Here is an 18,114-nt window from a genome sequence, read left to right on the forward strand (position 1 = left end):
AAATGTCTGAAGAAAAAACTAATATTAAAAACTTAATTTTCCCAACCTTAGGGATTGTTTCTATTGTATTAGGATACTTTTTAATTGATTTTAATGCCCTATACCAGTCTTTTAAAGGTGAAGTACAATTTACAACTCAAGATAAAACTTGTGATTTACATAAAAATTCTTGTAAAATTATGCTTCAAGATGGTACTAGTTTTGAATTAGGTGTAGAACCAAAAACAATTCCATTAATGAAACCTTTGATATTTACAATAAAAAGCAATAATCAAAATTTAGAAAATCTTCATTTAAATATATATGCAACAAATATGTTTATGGGAGAGTTTACACTTCCAATTAAAAATCTTGGTAATGGAAACTATGAAGCTAAAGGTACACTTCCAACTTGTCCTATAGGGGACATGCAATGGAATGCAGAGATTAGAATTGAAACTATAGATAAAACAATTGGTGCAAGATTCCAATTTAAAACAGATAAATAATGAATAATATAAAAAAAATCTCCCTTGTAATTTTTATAGCAGTTGTAATAATACTCATAATAAAACCTTTTGTAGATGATTATAAAGAAGAAAAAAAATATGATTTTAAAGTAAATACAATAGATGGAGAACTAACAAAAAAAAGCTTGGAAGGAAAAGCTTTAGCTGTTTATTTTGGATATACATATTGTCCTGATGTTTGTCCAACTTCTCTAAGTAGTTTAGCCCAAGCATTAAATAGTTTTGATAAAGCAAAAACAAAAGACTTTGTAGGATTATTTATTAGCGTTGACCCAGATAGAGACACACTTAAAAACTTAAATGAATATTCAAAATATTTTCATTCAAATTTTATAGGGGCAACTTCAAATAAAACAAATATTGATGATATTACTAAAAGATACGAATCTTATTATAAAAAAATACCTTTAAATGATTCTGCCATGGGTTATTCTGTTTCACATACTTCATTTATTTATTTCTTTGATAAAAACGGAAAGTTTATCTCAAAAGCCGATCATTTCTCAGATCCTAAAAAACTAAAAGAAACATTAAAATTAATTTTAGAGGATTAAGATTAATCCTCTTCTTTATGTTCATCTAACATTTAACTACATAAAATCTAAAGTTAATACCAAACGCTTTTCATTAGTTATCAATTCTGGTGAACGGTGTACTAAGCCTGCATTTTCATTACCTTCCCAACGGGTACCTTTAATCAATGCAACATCGCCACAATCTAATTGTTGAATATCACTTTCACTTTGATAAAGCCCAGATTCACAATCCGGTAAGCCGTTACAATCCCATCCCAATTTTGTTTGATCAACTAAGTCATGAGGTAGCCATTCTGTAGCCATACCTTGATAGGTCGTCACAAGACGACAAGGTACTTTGTCCACATGAAACTTAGGGCACATCGCTTTATCTAAAACTTTCAAACGCATACCTACTTCTTTAAGTTCAAATAAATAACAAAACATATCCACAAGCTCAGCAATATCTTCGCTAAGCTCGGTCATTTTGTTAGCAAAAGATTCGCTAACACGTGCAAATGCATCTTGTGGTGTTAATATCATTTCCTTTTTAAAAGTAGGATTCAATGATAAAAACTCTTTTACCGAATATTCCAAAGTATCAGATTTCTCACGTCGCCAAATGGCTATATTAGTCTCTGCCTGATAGATATCACTCAAAACTGTTGGCTGTTTATCCTGAGACATATGTCGAGACATATTTCCCTCTTGAGCCCATTTTTCAGCAAGAGTAAAATTTTTTTCATTCATCATTATTTTCTCCTTTATCACTTATTGAAGTATAATGTGCGTTGGATTTAATAGTATTAATGTTCATGTTCATCAATCATATTCCTTATTTTTTTATACATATCTCTTGCATCATTATTAGATAATTTCTTTTCTTCAATAAGTTTTAAAATTTGATTTAATTCTTCTAAAAAAGATTCAACATCTTTCTTTGCTTCAATAATCTCTTTTTCTTCATTTCCCTTATTAATCTCTTCATTTAATTCATTTAAAAAAGCTTGTGATTCTGGTAGCATTACATTAAATATTATACTTTCTAATTCTTTTTTTATTTCTTCCATTTTTTCCTATTCTTCTATTTTTTAATCTATGAGTTTTGCTCTTTTTCAAAAGCAGTTCTACATTCAATACAATATCTTGCATGGGGCTTAGCCCTGAGCCTTTTTAAGCCTACTGGATCATCACACATTTCACAAATATCATAAGTACCGTTTTCAATCTTTTTTAAAGCATGTTCAATCTCTCTTAACTCTTCAATTTGCTTTTCTCTTAAAAGACTCAGATTGTATGTATCAGAAGATATTTCTGCAATATCAACTTCATCACCTTTTGTATCACTATGAAGTTCTTTAATAAATTTTTGGCTTATTGTGGATTCTTGAAACAATTTTTGTTTTTTATGCAAAAGTTTGTTTTTTAATTCTTCTATATGTTCTTTTTTTAACATACTATTATCCTTTATCCTTAATTTAAAGTAGATGACCTAATTGATCTTTTTTTGTTTTTAAATAGTTTTCATTAAATTTATTTGTTTGTGTAATTGCTGGGATTCTTTCAACAATTTCAATTCCAGTTTTTTCAAAAAAATTGATTTTTCTTGGATTATTTGTAATTAGCCTCATCTTCTTTAAACCTAAATCTTTTAGAATATATTCTACTGCACTATAATCTCTTTCATCCTCTTGAAACCCAAGTTTTAAATTTGCTTCTACTGTATCATACCCTTGGTCTTGTAAGTTATAGGCATTTATTTTATTTACTAAACCTATATTTCTTCCTTCTTGTCTGTGGTAAACAACTAAACCACCCTCTTTTGAAATAAGTTTTAAGGCTAAATCAAGTTGATTACTGCAATCACATTTTAAACTGCCAATTGCATCTCCTGTCAAACACTCACTATGTACCCTAACCAACGGCTCTTCTATATCTTTAAAATTCTTACTCATAATTGCAAGATGCTCTTGAAAGCCATCTTTATAAGCTTTTACATCAAATGTTCCATATCTAGTTGGAAGATTTGCAATTTTTGACTCAATTATTTTATTTATATTTTCTTTTTTCATATTCATCTTTTTATTCCTTTGTAAATAAAAACCATTAATGCACAAATTGAACTAGCCATAATAATTGATGGCCCTGAACTTAAATCATATTGATAAGAAATACTTAGTCCAATTATTGTAAACAATATAGAAAGTAATCCAGATACTATCATCATAGATATCAAACTTCTACAAAAAAATCCTGAGATGTAAATAGGAATTGTAAGTAGTGCGATTACTAAAATTAAGCCTACAACTTTTATGGAAATAACAATAGTCAAACTTGATAAAATCAAAATAAGTGTATAAAAAAATCTTGTTTTTATACCCCTTAAATTTGCATATTCACTATCATAGGATACAGCTAAAATATCCCTGTAAAAAATTGCTACGATTAAAGAAATAGAAAATAAAAGTGCTCCCATGTAATATATATCTTCATTATTAACAGCAAGTAGTGAACCAAATAGATAACTCATTAAATCTGTTTGGTACCCTGGAGTTAAATCAACCAGTAAAATACCAAAGGACATTCCAACTGCCCAAATAAGACCTATCATAATATCAAGATTTTCTCTATTTTTATAACTAGCTAAGGCGATTATAATTGCAACAAAAATACAAAAAACTGAAGTTGTTAAAAGCATAGGGAGCGAAAAAAACATGGCTAGTCCAATTCCACCATATGCACTATGGGCAATTCCCCCTGAAAGGAATACCATTTTATTTACAACAACTAATGTGCCTATTATTGCAGTGATTGCACTTACAATAATTCCCGCTAATAAAGCATTTTGAATAAATTCATATGAAAGTATCTCTAGCATCTGCATTTTCCTAACATCTCTAAAAGTTCAATTTCACAAACATGAGAATCAATAGATTTAAACTCATCTTTCATTTTGCTCAAGTCATGTTGAGTCATTTTTTTATTTATATAAAAAGCTTTTGAGGCATATTTTAAAATCACAGAAATATCATGACTTACAACAATTATTGGTATCTTTTTATTAAGTTCTTGAAGTGTTAAATAAACTTGTTCACACCCATTTATATCTATATTTGAAGTTGGCTCATCCAAAAGTAAAATTTTAGGATTAGAGAAAAGTGCCCTTGCTATTAAAACTCTTTGCCTTTGTCCCCCTGAAAGATTTGATATTCTATTATTAGCAAAATCTTCCATTGAAACTTTTTTTAAAACCTCTAAAGCCTTTTGTTTTTCATCTTTTTTATAACCAAACATCCTTTTAATAAAACTATTTTGTCCCATCATTACAACTTCTAAAACAGTGATTGGGAATTTTAAATTTACATTTGTATTTTGAGGAACATATCCAATATTTTGTATTTCTTCTAAATGATTTTTTCCAAAAACTTTTATAAAACCATTTTGAAGTTTATTTATTCCTAAAATAAGTTTTAATAAAGTAGATTTACCTCCACCATTTGGTCCAATAATAGTTAAAAAGTCATTTTTTTCAATAGTAAAATTTATATCTTCTAAAACTTTTTGTTTTTCATAGGAAAAATTTAAGTTTTTTACTTCAATTATATTTTTTTGAAATTGCATTAAAAACTTATCCTTTGTTAATAATTATGCAACTTAATTGCAATTTGGAATTTTATCAGATAAATATTAAGTGCAACTTAGTTGCAAATATGAGTTTTTTTGTATTGTTATTTTTAAGTTTAGAATGGTTTACTTTGAAATCACTGAGTTATAAGGATTTTTCTAATATAAATATTACATCTTATTGAGCAATTTTATTTTCTTGTCTCTTCAATCATATTTTTAGATATATTAAAATGACATAAATGAGATTTATTATTTATTTTGATTTATTTTATTCATATAACTCATCTTCATAAACTCTTCCATTTGATTATTGCTTGAGTATTCATATCCAAAGCACTCTTTCCATAAACTTTGGTCTTCCATACAAAGATAAAAATACACATCTTTATGCCAAGGCTTAAAAGCTTCATAAGCTGACTTAAACATCTCTCTTTTTATCTCAAGGGGATATGATTGTTTTCCATTCGCATCAGATAAAGGCATTTGAAGAATCTTTGATTTGAAGTTTCTACTTCTAATCTTATTTATAACGGGTTTAATAAAAGTTAAAGTTCCAAAAGAAACCAAAGCAACTTTTTTAGCATCAAAGGTATTAATTAATCTTTTATAAACCTCTTCATACTCAGTTAAATAGTTTTCATAATGAACAATTGGATGAAAATGAAAACCAACTAAAATTCCTTTTTCACTAACTTTTTTAGCTGCTTGAATTCTTTGATCTAAAGATGCTGCTAAATGTTCCTCATTTTCAATTATTGTTGGGGTATTTAAAGACCAAGTACAAATTATATTTTTAGGTACTTCGTTTTCTAAAAAATACTTTATATTATTTGATTTTGTTTTAAACTCTAAAATTACATTAGGCCATTTTTTAGCAAAATCAAAAAGAGCATCTAAAATACCCTCTTTATTTCCCCACATCAAAGAATCTGAACTTTGTCCTGTACCTATATGATAAGTTTCATTGGAATCTAAAACAATATTCTCAAGATTTTTTTTAAAATTTTTATCAAACCCTATTTTATCTTCATTATAAAAACTTTGAATAGAACAATATGAACAATCAAAACCACAAGATTGAACAGCATCTAAAGTTAAAAGATTACAACACCTAGTCCCAGGACTAGCAACAGGACATGAACCAAAACCAGTTTTTTCACCCTCAAACTTAGTAAATGAAAACTTTCGTATATCATCTTTATATAACTCTTTTGAAAACTTTGAGTATGAGTTTGGTTTATTTCTTAATTCCTGCCATTTATTTCTAATATCATTAAAAGCAGCTTTTCTATTTGGATATTCATCCTTAAAAAGTTTTGTTATATCTTCTTCATGCCACATTCTAAAATCAATTGCAAAATCAATTAGTTGTTTTAATTCTTGGAAAGAAAACTCATATAAAAAAGCTTTTTCTTCTATAAACTGTCTTTCTTCTTTTGAAAGTTTCTCAAAATTTGTTTTAGATATAGAAGATTCAAATTTTTCCAAATAGTTAAGGGGTGAACTCATAAAAACAATTTCCATTTCTCTTTATTTTTTTCAATCAATTCAATCACAAAAGATTTCTTAGGAATTGTTGCATCTAAATAATCTGAAACAATTTTAAAACTATAAACTTCTTTTGTATATTCTTTTGCTTTCTCTAAAAAATATTTAGCTTCCATATCCACAAGCACAGTTTGTAACTCTTCATCAGTTTCGAGGGGTTTCTCAACAGTGGTAATAGGAGCAAAATTTATATTTGGTAGAAGTCTATTTATACAAAAAAAAGTTCCTATTTTAATAGATGAATCACTACATCCAGCAATTCCTATATTTATCGCCTTTTGTATTTCATAATTTTGATATATAAAATCCATAGATTTAAGTGTGTTTTCTTTTCCTATTCCAGATACTATTAATATATATTTATTATCTTCATCAAAAAAAAGTTTATTACCCTTTGGTAAATTCTCAATTGTTGTATCTTGTTTTAGTTTTAGGAAGTTAATTAAGCTTTGTGCTTCGCAAAGAAGTGCAGTGTGTATAAATGTCTTAGACATGGAAGTAAAACTAAGACCTTAGTCTTAGTTTTTAAGCTTTTATTATTTTCTAAGCTCTTTAATTTTAGCTTTTTTACCAGTAAGACCTCTTAGGTAATGTAATTTAGCTCTTCTTACTCTACCTCTTCTTACTACTTCAAAAGATTTTAATGACTCAGAGTATAGTGGGAAAATTCTTTCAACACCAACTGAGTTAGCTCCGATTTTTCTTACTGTAAATGTAGCGTCAATACCATTTCCGCTTCTAGCAATTACAACACCTTCGAAAGTCTGAACTCTTTTTTTCTCACCTTCTTTAATCTCAACACCAAGTCTAACAGTATCCCCTGCTCTAAACTGAGGAATCTCTTTTTCTGCAATTTGCGCTGCTTCAAAGCTCGCAATATATCTATTTTTCATTGTATTTCCCTTTGGTGAAAGTGCCCGCATTTGCAAGTTGCGGGGTATCACACTTCTATTTTGTTTTTTTCTTCGTAACTAAACCTGGTCTAAAATATTTTGTTTTGCAAATAGCCAGATTATTTTTTAGGTCGGCAATTTTACTATGATTTCCCTTTAAGAATTCTTTAATTACACTTAAATTTTCAAATTTTTCAGGTTTTGTAAAAGAGGGAGCTTCTAAAAGATTATTTTCATAACTCTCCATAGTTAAAGAATCAGCATTTCCAAGAACACCTTCTACATTTCTTGAGATTGCATCTGCCATAACCAAAGATGGGAGTTCTCCCCCTGTTAAGATAAACTCACCAATTGAAAAAACCTCATTTGCATATTTTTCTATAACCCTTTCATCTATCCCTTCATACCTTCCACTAACAAAAACAATATTTTGTTTTTTTGCAAGTCTTTTAGCATCATTTTGTCTAAAGGGCTTTGCTGCTGCTAGTGGGAAAATAATATAAGCATCAGGATTTTTCTTTTTAACCTCATCTAAACAATCAAAAAGCGGTTGGGGTGTCATAAGCATTCCAGCACCCCCACCTACCATTTGAGCATCTACTTTTAAGTGTTTATTTTTAGTAAAGTCTCTTGGATTATAAAATTCATAACTTATAAAATTTGCTTCAACAGCTCTTTTTAAAATTGAGTCATAAAAATATGGTTCAATTAAATTTGAGAAAAGTGTTACAAATGTAAATTTCAAAATCAGCCTTATGTTTTTGCGATTTTATCTAACTTTAAATTAAGTTTAGATTTTTCTGTTATAATTGCGATTCCTAAAAAATTTTATGAAAGGATTGTTGTGAAGTCACCAAAAGGTTTTGGAAAAAAATATTTTACATTTGCTAGTATTTTAGCCCATAGTGTACAAGTAAAACTAGAATCTCAAGTAACTATTGCGAAAAAGACTTTACAATATAGACTATCTAAAGAGATAGATGAATTAGATGAAGATCCACCGGGACTTCTTCTTTCTACTACATCTATTGTTTCAAATAAACCTTGTCATTGTGATTGTCTGTTTAAATTAAAAACAAAAATAACAGTCTCGCTTTTCAAATTTATTCCTAGATGTCCATATTATACTACTTGTTTCGCATTTAGACGAACAGGAGTACACCCACCACAATAACTTTAATATTTAAACACATAAAACAAATCAAAATAAAATATTAAAGGATATTAATGTCTGTAAATTCATATGTAGTTGGTTTTCCAAGAATTGGAGAACAAAGAGAGCTTAAAAAAGTACTAGAAAGTTTTTGGACAAAAAATTGTTCATTCGATAAAGTAAAAAAAGTTGCAAGTAAATTAAAGAAAAGACACTGGGAATATCAAAAAGAAGCAGGAATTAAATATATAAGTTCAAATGACTTTTCCCTATACGACAATATATTAGATACTTGTATTATGTTAAACGCTATTCCTAAAAGATTTAGAAGTTTAAAAGATGAAGAGCTTTATTTTTCTATGGCAAGGGGTAATGACTCAAGTGTAGCTATGGAGATGACTAAATGGTTTAATACTAATTACCACTATATAGTTCCCGAATTAAGTTTAGAAGATGAATATAAATTAAATGCCACAAAAATAATTGACGAATATAAAGAAGCTAAAAAGCTAGGGATAAAAACAAAAATAAATATCATTGGTCCTTTGACATTTTTAGGACTTTCTAAAAGAGTTGATAATGGTGATGTTTTTGAATTACATTCAAAAATTCTACCTATTTATAAAGAGTTGATTCAAGAGATTTCAAAATTAGATGATGAGATTTTTATACAAATAGATGAGCCTATTTTTGTAAAAGACAATGACTCAAATTTATTAAATTTAATAAAACCAACATATGATTGTTTAGCAAATATTGCACAAAATATTAAAATCATTGTTACAACATATTTTGAACACTCAAATGAAGCTACAAATATTTTAGTAAATACTCCTATTTGGGCTTTAGGTTTGGACTTTTTATATGGGAAAGAAAACATAAAATCTTTAGATGCAATTGCAAATAGTGATAAAAAATTAATTGCAGGAGTTGTTGATGGAAGAAATATTTGGATAAATGATATTCAAAAAACTCTACTTTTACTAACAGAATTTAGTAAAAGAATAAAAAAAGAAAATATCATTATTTCAACCTCTTGTTCCCTTTTGCATACCCCATTTACACTAAAATATGAAGAAAAACTTGATGAAGAGATAAAATCTTGGTTAAGTTATGCTTGGGAAAAACTTCAAGAATTAAGAGTAATTTCAAAGATTTTTTTTGAAGGTGTCATATCCTTAAAAAATAAAGATTTAATACACTATGAAAAAAATATTTATGCAAACTATAGTAGAAGAAGTTCCCTAAGAATAAATGATAAAAAAGTACAAAAAAGGATTAAAGAGTTTAAAAATTATTCAAGACAAGGGGAGTTTGAAGAAAGAATAAAACTTCAAAAAGAACTTTTAAAATATAAAAATTTAGCCACAACAACAATTGGTTCATTCCCTCAAACTCCTGAGATTAGAAACTCAAGACGAGACTTTAAAAAAGCTTATATATCAAAAGAGCAATATGAAAAAGATATGAAAGAGTATATAGATTATTGTATAGCTTTTCAAGAGGAATGTGGCCTTGAAATTTTAGTACATGGTGAGCCAGAGAGAAATGATATGGTTGAATATTTTGGTGAACAATTAAATGGTTTTGCTTTTTCCCAAAATGGATGGGTTCAATCTTATGGTAGTAGATGCGTAAAGCCACCATTTATTTATGGTGATGTAAGTAGAGAAAAGCCTATGACAGTTGATTGGATAACCTATGCTCAAAGTAAAACAGACAAAATAATTAAAGGGATGTTAACAGGTCCAGTTACTATCTTAAATTGGTCCTTTGTAAGGGATGATATTCAAAGAAGTGAAGTTTCAAAACAAATAGCAGTTGCCCTAAGCGATGAGATTGATGACTTACAAAAAGAAGGAATCAAAATTATTCAAGTTGATGAAGCTGCTTTTAAAGAGGGATATCCTTTAAGAACAAAAAAAATAAAAGATTATGAGTCATGGGCTGTTAGAGATTTTAAAATATCTGTTAGTACAGCCTATAAAAAAACACAAATCCATACCCATATGTGTTATAGTCAGTTTAATGATATTATAAAAACTATTGAAGAGATGGATGCAGATGTTATCTCAATTGAAACTGCAAGAAGTGGAAATGAACTTCTTAAAATATTCAAAGAAGTAGGATATAAACAAGAAGTTGGACCTGGAATATATGATATTCACTCCCCAAGAGTTCCAAGTGTAGAAGAGATGAAAACTCAAATAAAACTTTTATTAGAAGTTTTACCAAAAGAACAATTATGGATTAATCCAGATTGTGGACTAAAAACAAGAAAATGGCCAGAGACTAAACAAAGTTTAATAAATATGGTTGAGGCTGTAAAACAAATTAGAAAGGAGAATGGATAGGGAATTCTCCCTATCTAAAAGTAGTTTGTATTTTCAATTGTTATGAAAAACTATTCAAAGAAATACAAACTGTTTTTAGATATTATTCCAAATAATTTATATGAAAAGAAAAAATATGATTACTTTAAATGATGTAAAAGAAGCGAAAAAAAACTTAGAAAATGTAGCAAATAATACTCCAATTACAAAAGCTCCAATTTTAAGTGAAACCTTTAGAAGTGAAATCTATTTAAAAAAAGACAACTTACAACTAACAGGAAGTTTTAAATTAAGAGGTGCTTTTAATAGAATTGCAAAACTTAGTGTTGAGAAAAAGGAAAAAGGTGTGGTTGCTGCAAGTGCTGGAAATCACGCCCAAGGTTTAGCATTTGCTGCAAAATACTTTGATATAGAAGCAACTATTTTTATGCCAGAAGCTACTCCTCTTACAAAAGTTAGTGGTGTAAAATCTTATGGTGCAAATGTTGTTTTAGTAGGTGAAAACTTTGATGAAGCAAAAGAAGCTGCATATAAATTTGCAGAAGAAAATGATTGTGAATTTATTCATCCATTTGCAGATGATGATGTTATTGCAGGTCAAGGAACTATTGCATTAGAAATTTTAGAAGAGATAAAAGATTTAAAACAAATTATTGTTCCAATTGGTGGAGGTGGTTTAATTTCAGGTATTGCAATAGCTGCAAAATCAATAAACCCAGATATAAAAATCATTGGTGTGGTTGCAAGTGGAGCTGCTGCTATGAAAGAATCTTATCGTTCACAAATGCCAATTGATTCAAGCTCAGTAAGAACTATTGCTGATGGGATTGCAGTAAGGGATGTAACACCAAAACTTCTAGATATTATTATTGATTATGTTGATGATATTGTTGAAGTAAGTGATAATGAAATTGCAAATGCTATTTTATTTTTACTTGAAAAACATAAACTTGTGGTTGAAGGTGCTGGGGCAGTTGCAACTGCTGCAATTATGCATGAGAAAGTTGAAATTGAAGACTCAAAAGTTTGTGCAATAGTAAGTGGTGGAAATATTGATGTAACAATGCTTGCACAAATTATAGAAAAAGGATTAGTAAAATCTAATAGAAAAATGAACTTAATTATCAAACTAATTGATAAACCTGGATCATTAACTAGATTAACAGAGATTTTTAAAGAATGTTCAGCAAATATTGTTCAAATAGATTATGATAGAGACTCAATTAAACTAGAATTTGGGGAGGCTCAAATTACAATCGCTTTAGAAACAAAAGGTGAGGAACACCAAAAATTAATACGTGAAAAATTGAAACAAAACGGATATAGATTCAAACAAATATAAAAAGATTTTTTGCATTTATTAAAAATTTAGTAAACAAAATATATAATGTGCGGTATATTTTAGTCAAAGTAAAGATTTAAAAAAGGAAGACAATGGAAGGAAGACTGTTTACATTCTTGGGAATTATTAGCCATGACCAAGTATGGATTATCTTATCACACTTTGTTATAGTGGTAGGGATTGTTATGTTATTAGCTAGAGCTGCAACTAGAAAGATGCAACTAGTACCAACTGGTTCACAAAATGCAATGGAAACATTTATTGGTGGAATCATCTCTATGGGTGCAGATACAATGGGAGAGGAAAATGCAAGAAGATATTTACCATTAATTGGTTCATTAGCTTTAGTAATTTTCTTTAGTAATATGCTTGGTATTATTCCAGGTTTTGAATCTCCTACAGCAAATATCAACTTCACATTAAGTTTAGCACTTATTGTTTTTGTTTACTATAACTATGTTGGTATCAAAATGAACGGTTTTGTAAATTACTTTAAACATTTTGCTGGACCTATGCCTATATTAGCTCCATTAATGTTCCCAATCGAAATCATTTCTCACTTATCAAGAATCATCTCTTTATCATTCAGACTTTTTGGTTCAATTAGAGGGGATGATATGTTTACAATGGTTCTTTTAATGTTAGTTCCATGGATTGTACCAATGGCTGGTTTCTTTATGCTTGCTGCATTTGGATTCTTACAAGCATTTATTTTTGCAATCTTAACTTATGTTTATATTGCTGGTTCAGTTATGATGGCTGAAGAAGATCACCACTAAAAAACTATAAGAACTTTTAAACTTAAAGGGAAAGAATTTTATTCTTTCCCTTTTTTTATGCCTAAAATTTAATATAATCTATTATAAAATCATTGAAACATTTTATTAGGAAAAAGATAGATGAACAATGACTTGATTAGTTATTTGATAACTGATCCTTTATATTACTCAAATAAAAAAGATACATTTGAGAAAAAACTACAAGAAGTATTAAATTCAAAAAAAGTTGATTTTGCTTGTTTTAGAGATGATGAATCTGAAAACTTTGAAGAATTAGCAAAAAGTTTTGTGGATATTTGTAAAAAAAATAATGTTGAAAAGATATTAATTAATTCTGATTTTGAGCTAGCTTCTAAACTAGGTGCGGATGGGGTTCATCTTAAATCAACACAATTTGATAAAATCAAAGAAGCTAAAAAACTAGATTTATACACAATAATCTCTTGCCACAACTACAAAGATATAGAAGAGGCTTTAAAGTATCATATAAATGCTATTACATATTCTCCTATTTTTGAAACTCCAAATAAAGGTGAACCAAAGGGAATAAGTAAGCTAAGGGAAACTATTCAAGTTTTCGAAGATCTAGATATAATAGCTTTGGGTGGAATTATAGATGACAAGCAAGTAGAACAAATAAAAAAAACTGATGCCTTTGGCTTCGCTTCAATTAGATATTTTATTTAAGCTCTACAAGTTTTGCTTCATCTTCATTTAAATAGATTATAAAAGCATATACCTCATCACTATTTTCAATTTTACTAATTGCCTTTTTATAGTGATTTACTTGGAGTTTATGCTCTTGTAATTCATCTTTAGTTGTCTTATAATCAAAGATATAATATTTATTATCTTTAATAGCAAATAAATCAATAATTTTTAATTCACCTTTATAAAGTAAAGATTGTTCCTTATTAAAACTAGCATTTTCTATTAATTTTTTAAAGGTTTCATTTTCAATTAATTTTTTGATTCTTTTTTTAATGTTTTCAATATCATTATCATGTAAATAGCTAGAAAATCTATTTTTAACTAAAGAGATAGAATAATCTAAAGATGCTTGATCAAATTGATTCATCATCTCAAGACAATAGTGTGTGGCAATACCAAAATATCTTGAATACAAAGAATACTCTTTTTCATTTTCTTTTGATACAGGTTTTTCTTGAGTCCCTAAATCAAGTGGTTTATAAATAACCTTATTTGCTTTTTCATAGTTAATACTTTTTTCATCACTTTTTATTACTTCACCAATAGCACACTTATTTAAAGATAATAAATCAAATACTGACTTATTCTGCTTTTTGAAGATTATCATATTTTTTTTAGCCCTTGTCATGGCAACATATAAAATATTTAATTCATCATCTTTAGCTAAAGCTTTTTCTTTTTCTTGTGCTTTTTTATACTGCTCATTGAAGCTTTCAATATTTGCAATTTTATAATAAATATTTTTTAAATGTACATCATCATATTCAAATAGTAAAGAGTTTTTATCTGCATTCTTTTGTTTAATTCTATCAAGAAGTAATACTGTATGAAACTCTAGTCCCTTTGATTTAAAAATAGTTAATATTTGAAGACCAATTTGTTCAGAATTTTCAATGGAAGTTTCCATTTTATCTATTTCATAAATAAAATCAACAATATTTTTAAACTTACTACACTCTTCAATTAATTTGATAACATTATCATCGGTTAGCTTTAATAAATCTGCCGTTTGTAAAACTATTTCTTGAACACTTTGATTTTTTATATCTACATCTAAATCAAAACTTGTATTAGGTTCATTTCCAATTATTGCATTAAGATTTTCTTTATATAAATCCTCTTTAAAATAAAAATATTTAATTGCATTAATTACAGCCTTTACATTTTCTTGATTTATTAATTTTGAGGTCATTTCTGTGGATATTTTTAAACTAGGAAACATCTTTTTTAAATAAGAGTAGATATTTAACACATCATCATTTGTATAGGTTAATATTGCAATATCATTACTATTAACGCCATTTTGCATAAGTTGTGATATTTTTTTTGCTATATTTTCAAACTCATTATCTTTTTTCTCTTTATTTGCTAAAAAATCATCTTCAAAAACTTCTACAAATCCACCTTTATAAATCGCATTTTGATCATGATATTCATAGTTTATTAACTGTGAAAATGAATTATTTACAAAATTTACTACATTTTCACAAGACCTAAAGTTTGTATTTAAAACCTCAACTTCAACTAAAGTGTTTGTTTTTAAAACATAATCAAAAAGTTCCCTTTTCCCACCTCTAAATCTATAAATTGATTGTTTAGTATCTCCAACATAAAAAAATGTTTTAAAACTATTATCTCCTGATAATATCTCTTTAATTAATGGCTCTAAAATTTTATACTGAAGTAAAGAGGTATCTTGAAACTCATCAATTAATATATGTGAAAACTTTGAATCTAATCTAAAATATAAAAACTCTTTATCAATTCTTGTACTTAATAACTCATATACCAAATTTGAAATATCATTAAAGTGTAAATAGTTTTTTGCCCTATTGTATTTTGTTTTATACTCTTTAAAAAGATTAAAAAGATAAAATAATCTGCTTAAAGAAAACCCTGCCCTAATTTTATAGTAAACTTCAATCTCATTTTTCAAATTTGAAAATATTGATTCAAGATGTTCGTTTGAACATTTTTTAAAATAGTTATATTCACTTGGACTATTTTTTGTTATCCAAGATTTTGTAATAAATTCATCAAAATTTTCAAAATCCACTGCTTTTAAAGCACTATTCGAAGCATTTGTACAATTAAGAATATGTTCTTTTACTTGGAATGCAAACTTCATACATTGCTCTTTTTGAACATTTATTAAACTTGCATCAATATTTAAAGGTTTAAAGGTCTCATTTTTTTCAAATAATTCACTAAAAACATCAAATAAAGAGGAATATTTCTTTTTCTCATAAAGTTGAAAATCAATTAATTTATCAAAATCATCTAAAGAAAGTGATTCTAAAAATTTAGCACTTAAATTTTCAATATCATCCTCTTTTATCTCAAAATCATCACTTATTCCTAAATATCCACAAAACTCCCTAAGTATTTTATTTACAAATTTATCAATTGTGAAAATTGATAAAGAAGCATTTGTAAAATCATCAAGGATTTTTTCTTTTTTTTCTAGAATTTTCTCTTTACTAAAGCCAGAGTTTTTTATTATTTGCTCTAAATAAGCTTCATCTTCACCTAAGTTTTGTAAGGTTTTGAAGATTCTTTCACTCATTTCATTTGCAGCTTTATTTGTAAAAGTAAGGGTTAATATCTCTTTAGGTTTTGCACCTTTTAAAAGTAAGCTTATATATCTAACAGTTAAGGCAAATGTTTTACCACTTCCTGCACTAGCTTTTAATGCCAAAAATTTTTTCATAGCTGATTGTACTATAATTTTATTAAGTAAAAAATAACATTTTCACTTAATTGATTTTTAGATATTAAACTAAATTATTTTTTTAAGAATATAAGTGTTACAATCTTATTTATTTTTTCGAAAGGAACTTTATGAATTCAAAAAGAAAAATATCACTGTCTTTACTTCTAGTAATGTCTGTAATGTTTATTATCCTTATTATAAATATTCTTATCAACTTTAGAGAATATGGAATACAAAGTGTTGAGAATAAAGCAAAAGCTATTGCCCAAACTGTTAAACACAGTTTAACTTCCCACATGGTTAATGGCGTAATAGATAACAGAAGTTTATTTTTAGAACAAATTGAGAATCTTGAAAATATTGATAATATTTGGCTATCAAGAGCTCCTGCCGTGATTGAACAATTTGGTAAGGGGAACAATAACGAAGTTGCTAGAGATAAAATTGATGAAGAAGTTCTAAATACAGGAAAAGAAAAAGCAGTAGTAGAAGAAAAAATCTTTGGAAAAAGTAGTTATAGAATAACTATTCCATATATTGGAAACTCTGAAGGAAGTATAGATTGTTTATCTTGTCATACAACTGCAAAAGAAGGTGATACTTTAGGAGCAATTACTATATCAATGTCAGTTGATGATTTAAAAGAAGTAGGAATAACAACCCTAACAAATACAACTATTATTGCACTTATCTTGATTGTTTTCATTTTAATTTTTGTAAATAAATTAATTTCACCATTTTTAACACTTTTTGAATCAATTAATAGGGTTATGAAAAAAGCTCAAATTGGTGATTACTCAGATAGAATTGGTGAAACAAATGGAAAAGAAAGTGATGAAGTAGCAAGTTGGATTGACGGTTTATTAGAGAAACTTCAATCTACATTAGAAGATATTGAACATAAAATTAATGTGTTTTTAGTTCATCAAAAAAGAAAAAGAATTGATCCTTTAGTAGATGTAAAAACAACAGTAAATAGGCTTGCTGATATTTATAGATTTAGAAAAACAATTGAACATGATGAAAATATAAATGAAGTTTATGAAAGATTAGCTTATATTTTAAGAGAGAAATTTAAAATAACAGATTTCAATTTTATTGAAGCAGATACAACCCATAAAAATACAAATGTTATTTATATAGAAAAAGAGATTCATTGTAATGCACAAGATGGTTGTAGAGCAGATAGAACAAATACAATAGTGGATTCTTGTCAATTTCATAAAATGTGTGACAAGTTTAATTATGAAACAAAAAAATCTCATATCTGTATCCCTTATTCAATTTCTAATGATTTAGATTTTATTGTTTCAATTGTAAATGATACAGAAGAGGAACACCAAAGAGTTAGAGATTTATTACCTTCTGTTCAAGACTATATTGATACTGCAAAACCAGAAATTGTAAGTAAAAAACTTATGTATAAACTCGAGCTTACAGCAAGAACAGACCCATTAACTGGTCTTTATAATAGAAAATATTTAGAAGAATCATTAAAAACTATTGTTTCACAAGCAAAAAGAGCGAATATAACTTATGGAATTTTAATGGCTGATATAGATTTCTTCAAAATGATTAATGATACTTATGGACATGATGTAGGAGATGAAGCGATTAAAATTGTGTCTCAAACACTTATTGAAAATACTAGAGAATCAGATATAGTAATTAGATTTGGAGGGGAAGAGTTTATTGTACTTCTTCACAATTGTAATGAAGATTTTGTATTTGAAATTGCAGAAAAAATTAGAGTTGCATTTTCAAAAAAAGAGATACCAGTTGCTAGTACTTCTTTTAATAAAACTATTAGTATAGGTGCTTCAATCTTTCCTACTCATACAAACAATTTTTGGCAATGTGTTAAATTTGCAGATATCGCTTTATATAATGCAAAAGAGAATGGAAGAAATAAATCAGTTGTATTTTCAAAAGAACTTTTAAAAGATAAAGAATTAACAGATGAATATTAGGAGTTGAAATCAACTCCTAAT

Annotated in this window: 19 protein-coding genes; 8 read left to right on the plus strand and 11 right to left on the minus strand. The window is 27.5% G+C overall.

Annotated features, from left to right (window positions below):
* Positions 1-2 precede the first annotated feature (2 nt).
* Both FDK22_RS03970 and FDK22_RS03975 read left to right on the plus strand, forming a co-directional pair.
* Positions 3-488, plus strand: a complete 486-nt coding sequence (locus tag FDK22_RS03970) for a hypothetical protein (protein WP_138151593.1) — start codon at positions 3-5, stop codon at positions 486-488.
* Complete coding sequence (locus FDK22_RS03975) at positions 488-1,063, plus strand: SCO family protein (protein ID WP_138151594.1); 576 nt, start codon at positions 488-490, stop codon at positions 1,061-1,063. Before FDK22_RS03970 ends, FDK22_RS03975 begins: the two co-directional genes overlap by 1 nt.
* 36 nt (positions 1,064-1,099) lie before the next feature.
* On the opposite strand, the gene FDK22_RS03980 is transcribed toward FDK22_RS03975, so the two are convergent.
* The 10 genes from FDK22_RS03980 to trmD all read right to left on the minus strand — a co-directional run bounded on the left by FDK22_RS03980 (position 1,100) and on the right by trmD (position 7,837).
* Positions 1,100-1,777, minus strand: a complete 678-nt coding sequence (locus FDK22_RS03980) for a DUF1826 domain-containing protein (RefSeq protein WP_138151595.1) — start codon at positions 1,775-1,777, stop codon at positions 1,100-1,102.
* 53 nt (positions 1,778-1,830) lie between these two features.
* Entirely contained in the window at positions 1,831-2,094 is a 264-nt protein-coding gene (locus tag FDK22_RS03985) for a DNA repair protein Rad50 (RefSeq protein ID WP_138151596.1), read from the minus strand.
* Between the two features lie 26 nt (positions 2,095-2,120).
* Positions 2,121-2,480 carry an RNA polymerase-binding protein DksA gene (dksA, locus tag FDK22_RS03990; protein WP_138151597.1) on the minus strand — a complete coding sequence of 120 codons (360 nt, stop codon included), beginning with the start codon at positions 2,478-2,480 and terminating at the stop codon, positions 2,121-2,123.
* Positions 2,481-2,502: 22 nt separating this feature from the next.
* Positions 2,503-3,102: a GTP cyclohydrolase II gene (gene ribA, locus FDK22_RS03995; RefSeq protein WP_138151598.1), complete on the minus strand. Its 600-nt coding sequence runs from the start codon at positions 3,100-3,102 to the stop codon at positions 2,503-2,505.
* The gene (locus tag FDK22_RS04000) at positions 3,099-3,902 is read right to left on the minus strand and encodes a metal ABC transporter permease (protein ID WP_138151599.1); all 804 of its coding nucleotides are present in this window, start codon (positions 3,900-3,902) and stop codon (positions 3,099-3,101) included. The genes ribA and FDK22_RS04000 overlap by 4 nt, the downstream gene beginning before the upstream one ends.
* Entirely contained in the window at positions 3,896-4,645 is a 750-nt protein-coding gene (locus tag FDK22_RS04005) for a metal ABC transporter ATP-binding protein (protein WP_138151600.1), read from the minus strand. Before FDK22_RS04005 ends, FDK22_RS04000 begins: the two co-directional genes overlap by 7 nt.
* A 255-nt stretch (positions 4,646-4,900) precedes the next feature.
* The gene (locus FDK22_RS04010; protein WP_228711626.1) at positions 4,901-6,175 is read right to left on the minus strand and encodes an SPL family radical SAM protein; all 1,275 of its coding nucleotides are present in this window, start codon (positions 6,173-6,175) and stop codon (positions 4,901-4,903) included.
* Positions 6,157-6,693, minus strand: coding sequence for a nucleoside phosphorylase-I family protein (locus tag FDK22_RS04015; RefSeq protein ID WP_138151601.1), 537 nt, complete (start codon positions 6,691-6,693; stop codon positions 6,157-6,159). Before FDK22_RS04015 ends, FDK22_RS04010 begins: the two co-directional genes overlap by 19 nt.
* Positions 6,694-6,735: 42 nt before the next feature.
* Positions 6,736-7,092, minus strand: a complete 357-nt coding sequence (gene rplS / locus FDK22_RS04020; protein WP_138151602.1) for a 50S ribosomal protein L19 — start codon at positions 7,090-7,092, stop codon at positions 6,736-6,738.
* A gap of 55 nt (positions 7,093-7,147) precedes the next feature.
* Positions 7,148-7,837: a tRNA (guanosine(37)-N1)-methyltransferase TrmD gene (gene trmD / locus FDK22_RS04025; protein ID WP_138151603.1), complete on the minus strand. Its 690-nt coding sequence runs from the start codon at positions 7,835-7,837 to the stop codon at positions 7,148-7,150.
* 99 nt (positions 7,838-7,936) lie between these two features.
* Here trmD and FDK22_RS04030 point away from each other — a divergent pair, with 99 nt between their 5' ends.
* From FDK22_RS04030 to FDK22_RS04050, 5 genes are all read left to right on the plus strand, one after another.
* Positions 7,937-8,266 (plus strand): hypothetical protein, encoded by a 330-nt coding sequence (locus FDK22_RS04030; RefSeq protein ID WP_138151604.1) that lies wholly within the window; start codon positions 7,937-7,939, stop codon positions 8,264-8,266.
* A 53-nt stretch (positions 8,267-8,319) separates the two neighbouring features.
* Entirely contained in the window at positions 8,320-10,599 is a 2,280-nt protein-coding gene (gene metE / locus FDK22_RS04035; protein WP_138151605.1) for a 5-methyltetrahydropteroyltriglutamate--homocysteine S-methyltransferase, read from the plus strand.
* A gap of 115 nt (positions 10,600-10,714) precedes the next feature.
* The gene (gene ilvA, locus FDK22_RS04040) at positions 10,715-11,920 is read left to right on the plus strand and encodes a threonine ammonia-lyase (protein WP_138151606.1); all 1,206 of its coding nucleotides are present in this window, start codon (positions 10,715-10,717) and stop codon (positions 11,918-11,920) included.
* A 92-nt stretch (positions 11,921-12,012) separates the two neighbouring features.
* A complete protein-coding gene (locus tag FDK22_RS04045) occupies positions 12,013-12,699 on the plus strand; it encodes a F0F1 ATP synthase subunit A (protein ID WP_138151607.1) in 687 nt (228 codons plus the stop codon).
* Positions 12,700-12,819: 120 nt separating this feature from the next.
* The gene (locus tag FDK22_RS04050) at positions 12,820-13,386 is read left to right on the plus strand and encodes a thiamine phosphate synthase (protein ID WP_228711627.1); all 567 of its coding nucleotides are present in this window, start codon (positions 12,820-12,822) and stop codon (positions 13,384-13,386) included.
* Here FDK22_RS04050 and FDK22_RS04055 read toward each other — a convergent pair.
* Positions 13,379-16,138, minus strand: coding sequence for a RecB-like helicase (locus FDK22_RS04055; RefSeq protein ID WP_228711631.1), 2,760 nt, complete (start codon positions 16,136-16,138; stop codon positions 13,379-13,381). The two genes, FDK22_RS04050 and FDK22_RS04055, sit on opposite strands and share 8 nt — an antisense overlap.
* Positions 16,139-16,251: 113 nt before the next feature.
* Between FDK22_RS04055 and FDK22_RS04060 the strand changes: the two genes are divergently transcribed.
* Positions 16,252-18,093 (plus strand): GGDEF domain-containing protein, encoded by a 1,842-nt coding sequence (locus FDK22_RS04060; protein WP_138151609.1) that lies wholly within the window; start codon positions 16,252-16,254, stop codon positions 18,091-18,093.
* Positions 18,094-18,114: the final 21 nt, after the last annotated feature.

The organism is Arcobacter arenosus, from assembly GCF_005771535.1.
Lineage (GTDB): Bacteria > Campylobacterota > Campylobacteria > Campylobacterales > Arcobacteraceae > Halarcobacter > Halarcobacter arenosus.

Excerpts from the sequence above, each read along its gene's own strand:
- FDK22_RS03970 (WP_138151593.1), top strand. The coding sequence starts at position 3 with ATGTCTGAAGAAAAAACTAATATTAAAAACTTAATTTTCCCAACCTTA.
- FDK22_RS03975 (WP_138151594.1), top strand. The coding sequence starts at position 488 with ATGAATAATATAAAAAAAATCTCCCTTGTAATTTTTATAGCAGTTGTA.
- FDK22_RS03980 (WP_138151595.1), bottom strand. The coding sequence starts at position 1,777 with ATGATGAATGAAAAAAATTTTACTCTTGCTGAAAAATGGGCTCAAGAG.
- FDK22_RS03985 (WP_138151596.1), bottom strand. The coding sequence starts at position 2,094 with ATGGAAGAAATAAAAAAAGAATTAGAAAGTATAATATTTAATGTAATG.
- dksA (WP_138151597.1), bottom strand. The coding sequence starts at position 2,480 with ATGTTAAAAAAAGAACATATAGAAGAATTAAAAAACAAACTTTTGCAT.
- ribA (WP_138151598.1), bottom strand. The coding sequence starts at position 3,102 with ATGAATATGAAAAAAGAAAATATAAATAAAATAATTGAGTCAAAAATT.
- FDK22_RS04000 (WP_138151599.1), bottom strand. The coding sequence starts at position 3,902 with ATGCTAGAGATACTTTCATATGAATTTATTCAAAATGCTTTATTAGCG.
- FDK22_RS04005 (WP_138151600.1), bottom strand. The coding sequence starts at position 4,645 with ATGCAATTTCAAAAAAATATAATTGAAGTAAAAAACTTAAATTTTTCC.
- FDK22_RS04010 (WP_228711626.1), bottom strand. The coding sequence starts at position 6,175 with ATGGAAATTGTTTTTATGAGTTCACCCCTTAACTATTTGGAAAAATTT.
- FDK22_RS04015 (WP_138151601.1), bottom strand. The coding sequence starts at position 6,693 with ATGTCTAAGACATTTATACACACTGCACTTCTTTGCGAAGCACAAAGC.
- rplS (WP_138151602.1), bottom strand. The coding sequence starts at position 7,092 with ATGAAAAATAGATATATTGCGAGCTTTGAAGCAGCGCAAATTGCAGAA.
- metE (WP_138151605.1), top strand. The coding sequence starts at position 8,320 with ATGTCTGTAAATTCATATGTAGTTGGTTTTCCAAGAATTGGAGAACAA.
- ilvA (WP_138151606.1), top strand. The coding sequence starts at position 10,715 with ATGATTACTTTAAATGATGTAAAAGAAGCGAAAAAAAACTTAGAAAAT.
- FDK22_RS04045 (WP_138151607.1), top strand. The coding sequence starts at position 12,013 with ATGGAAGGAAGACTGTTTACATTCTTGGGAATTATTAGCCATGACCAA.
- FDK22_RS04050 (WP_228711627.1), top strand. The coding sequence starts at position 12,820 with ATGAACAATGACTTGATTAGTTATTTGATAACTGATCCTTTATATTAC.
- FDK22_RS04060 (WP_138151609.1), top strand. The coding sequence starts at position 16,252 with ATGAATTCAAAAAGAAAAATATCACTGTCTTTACTTCTAGTAATGTCT.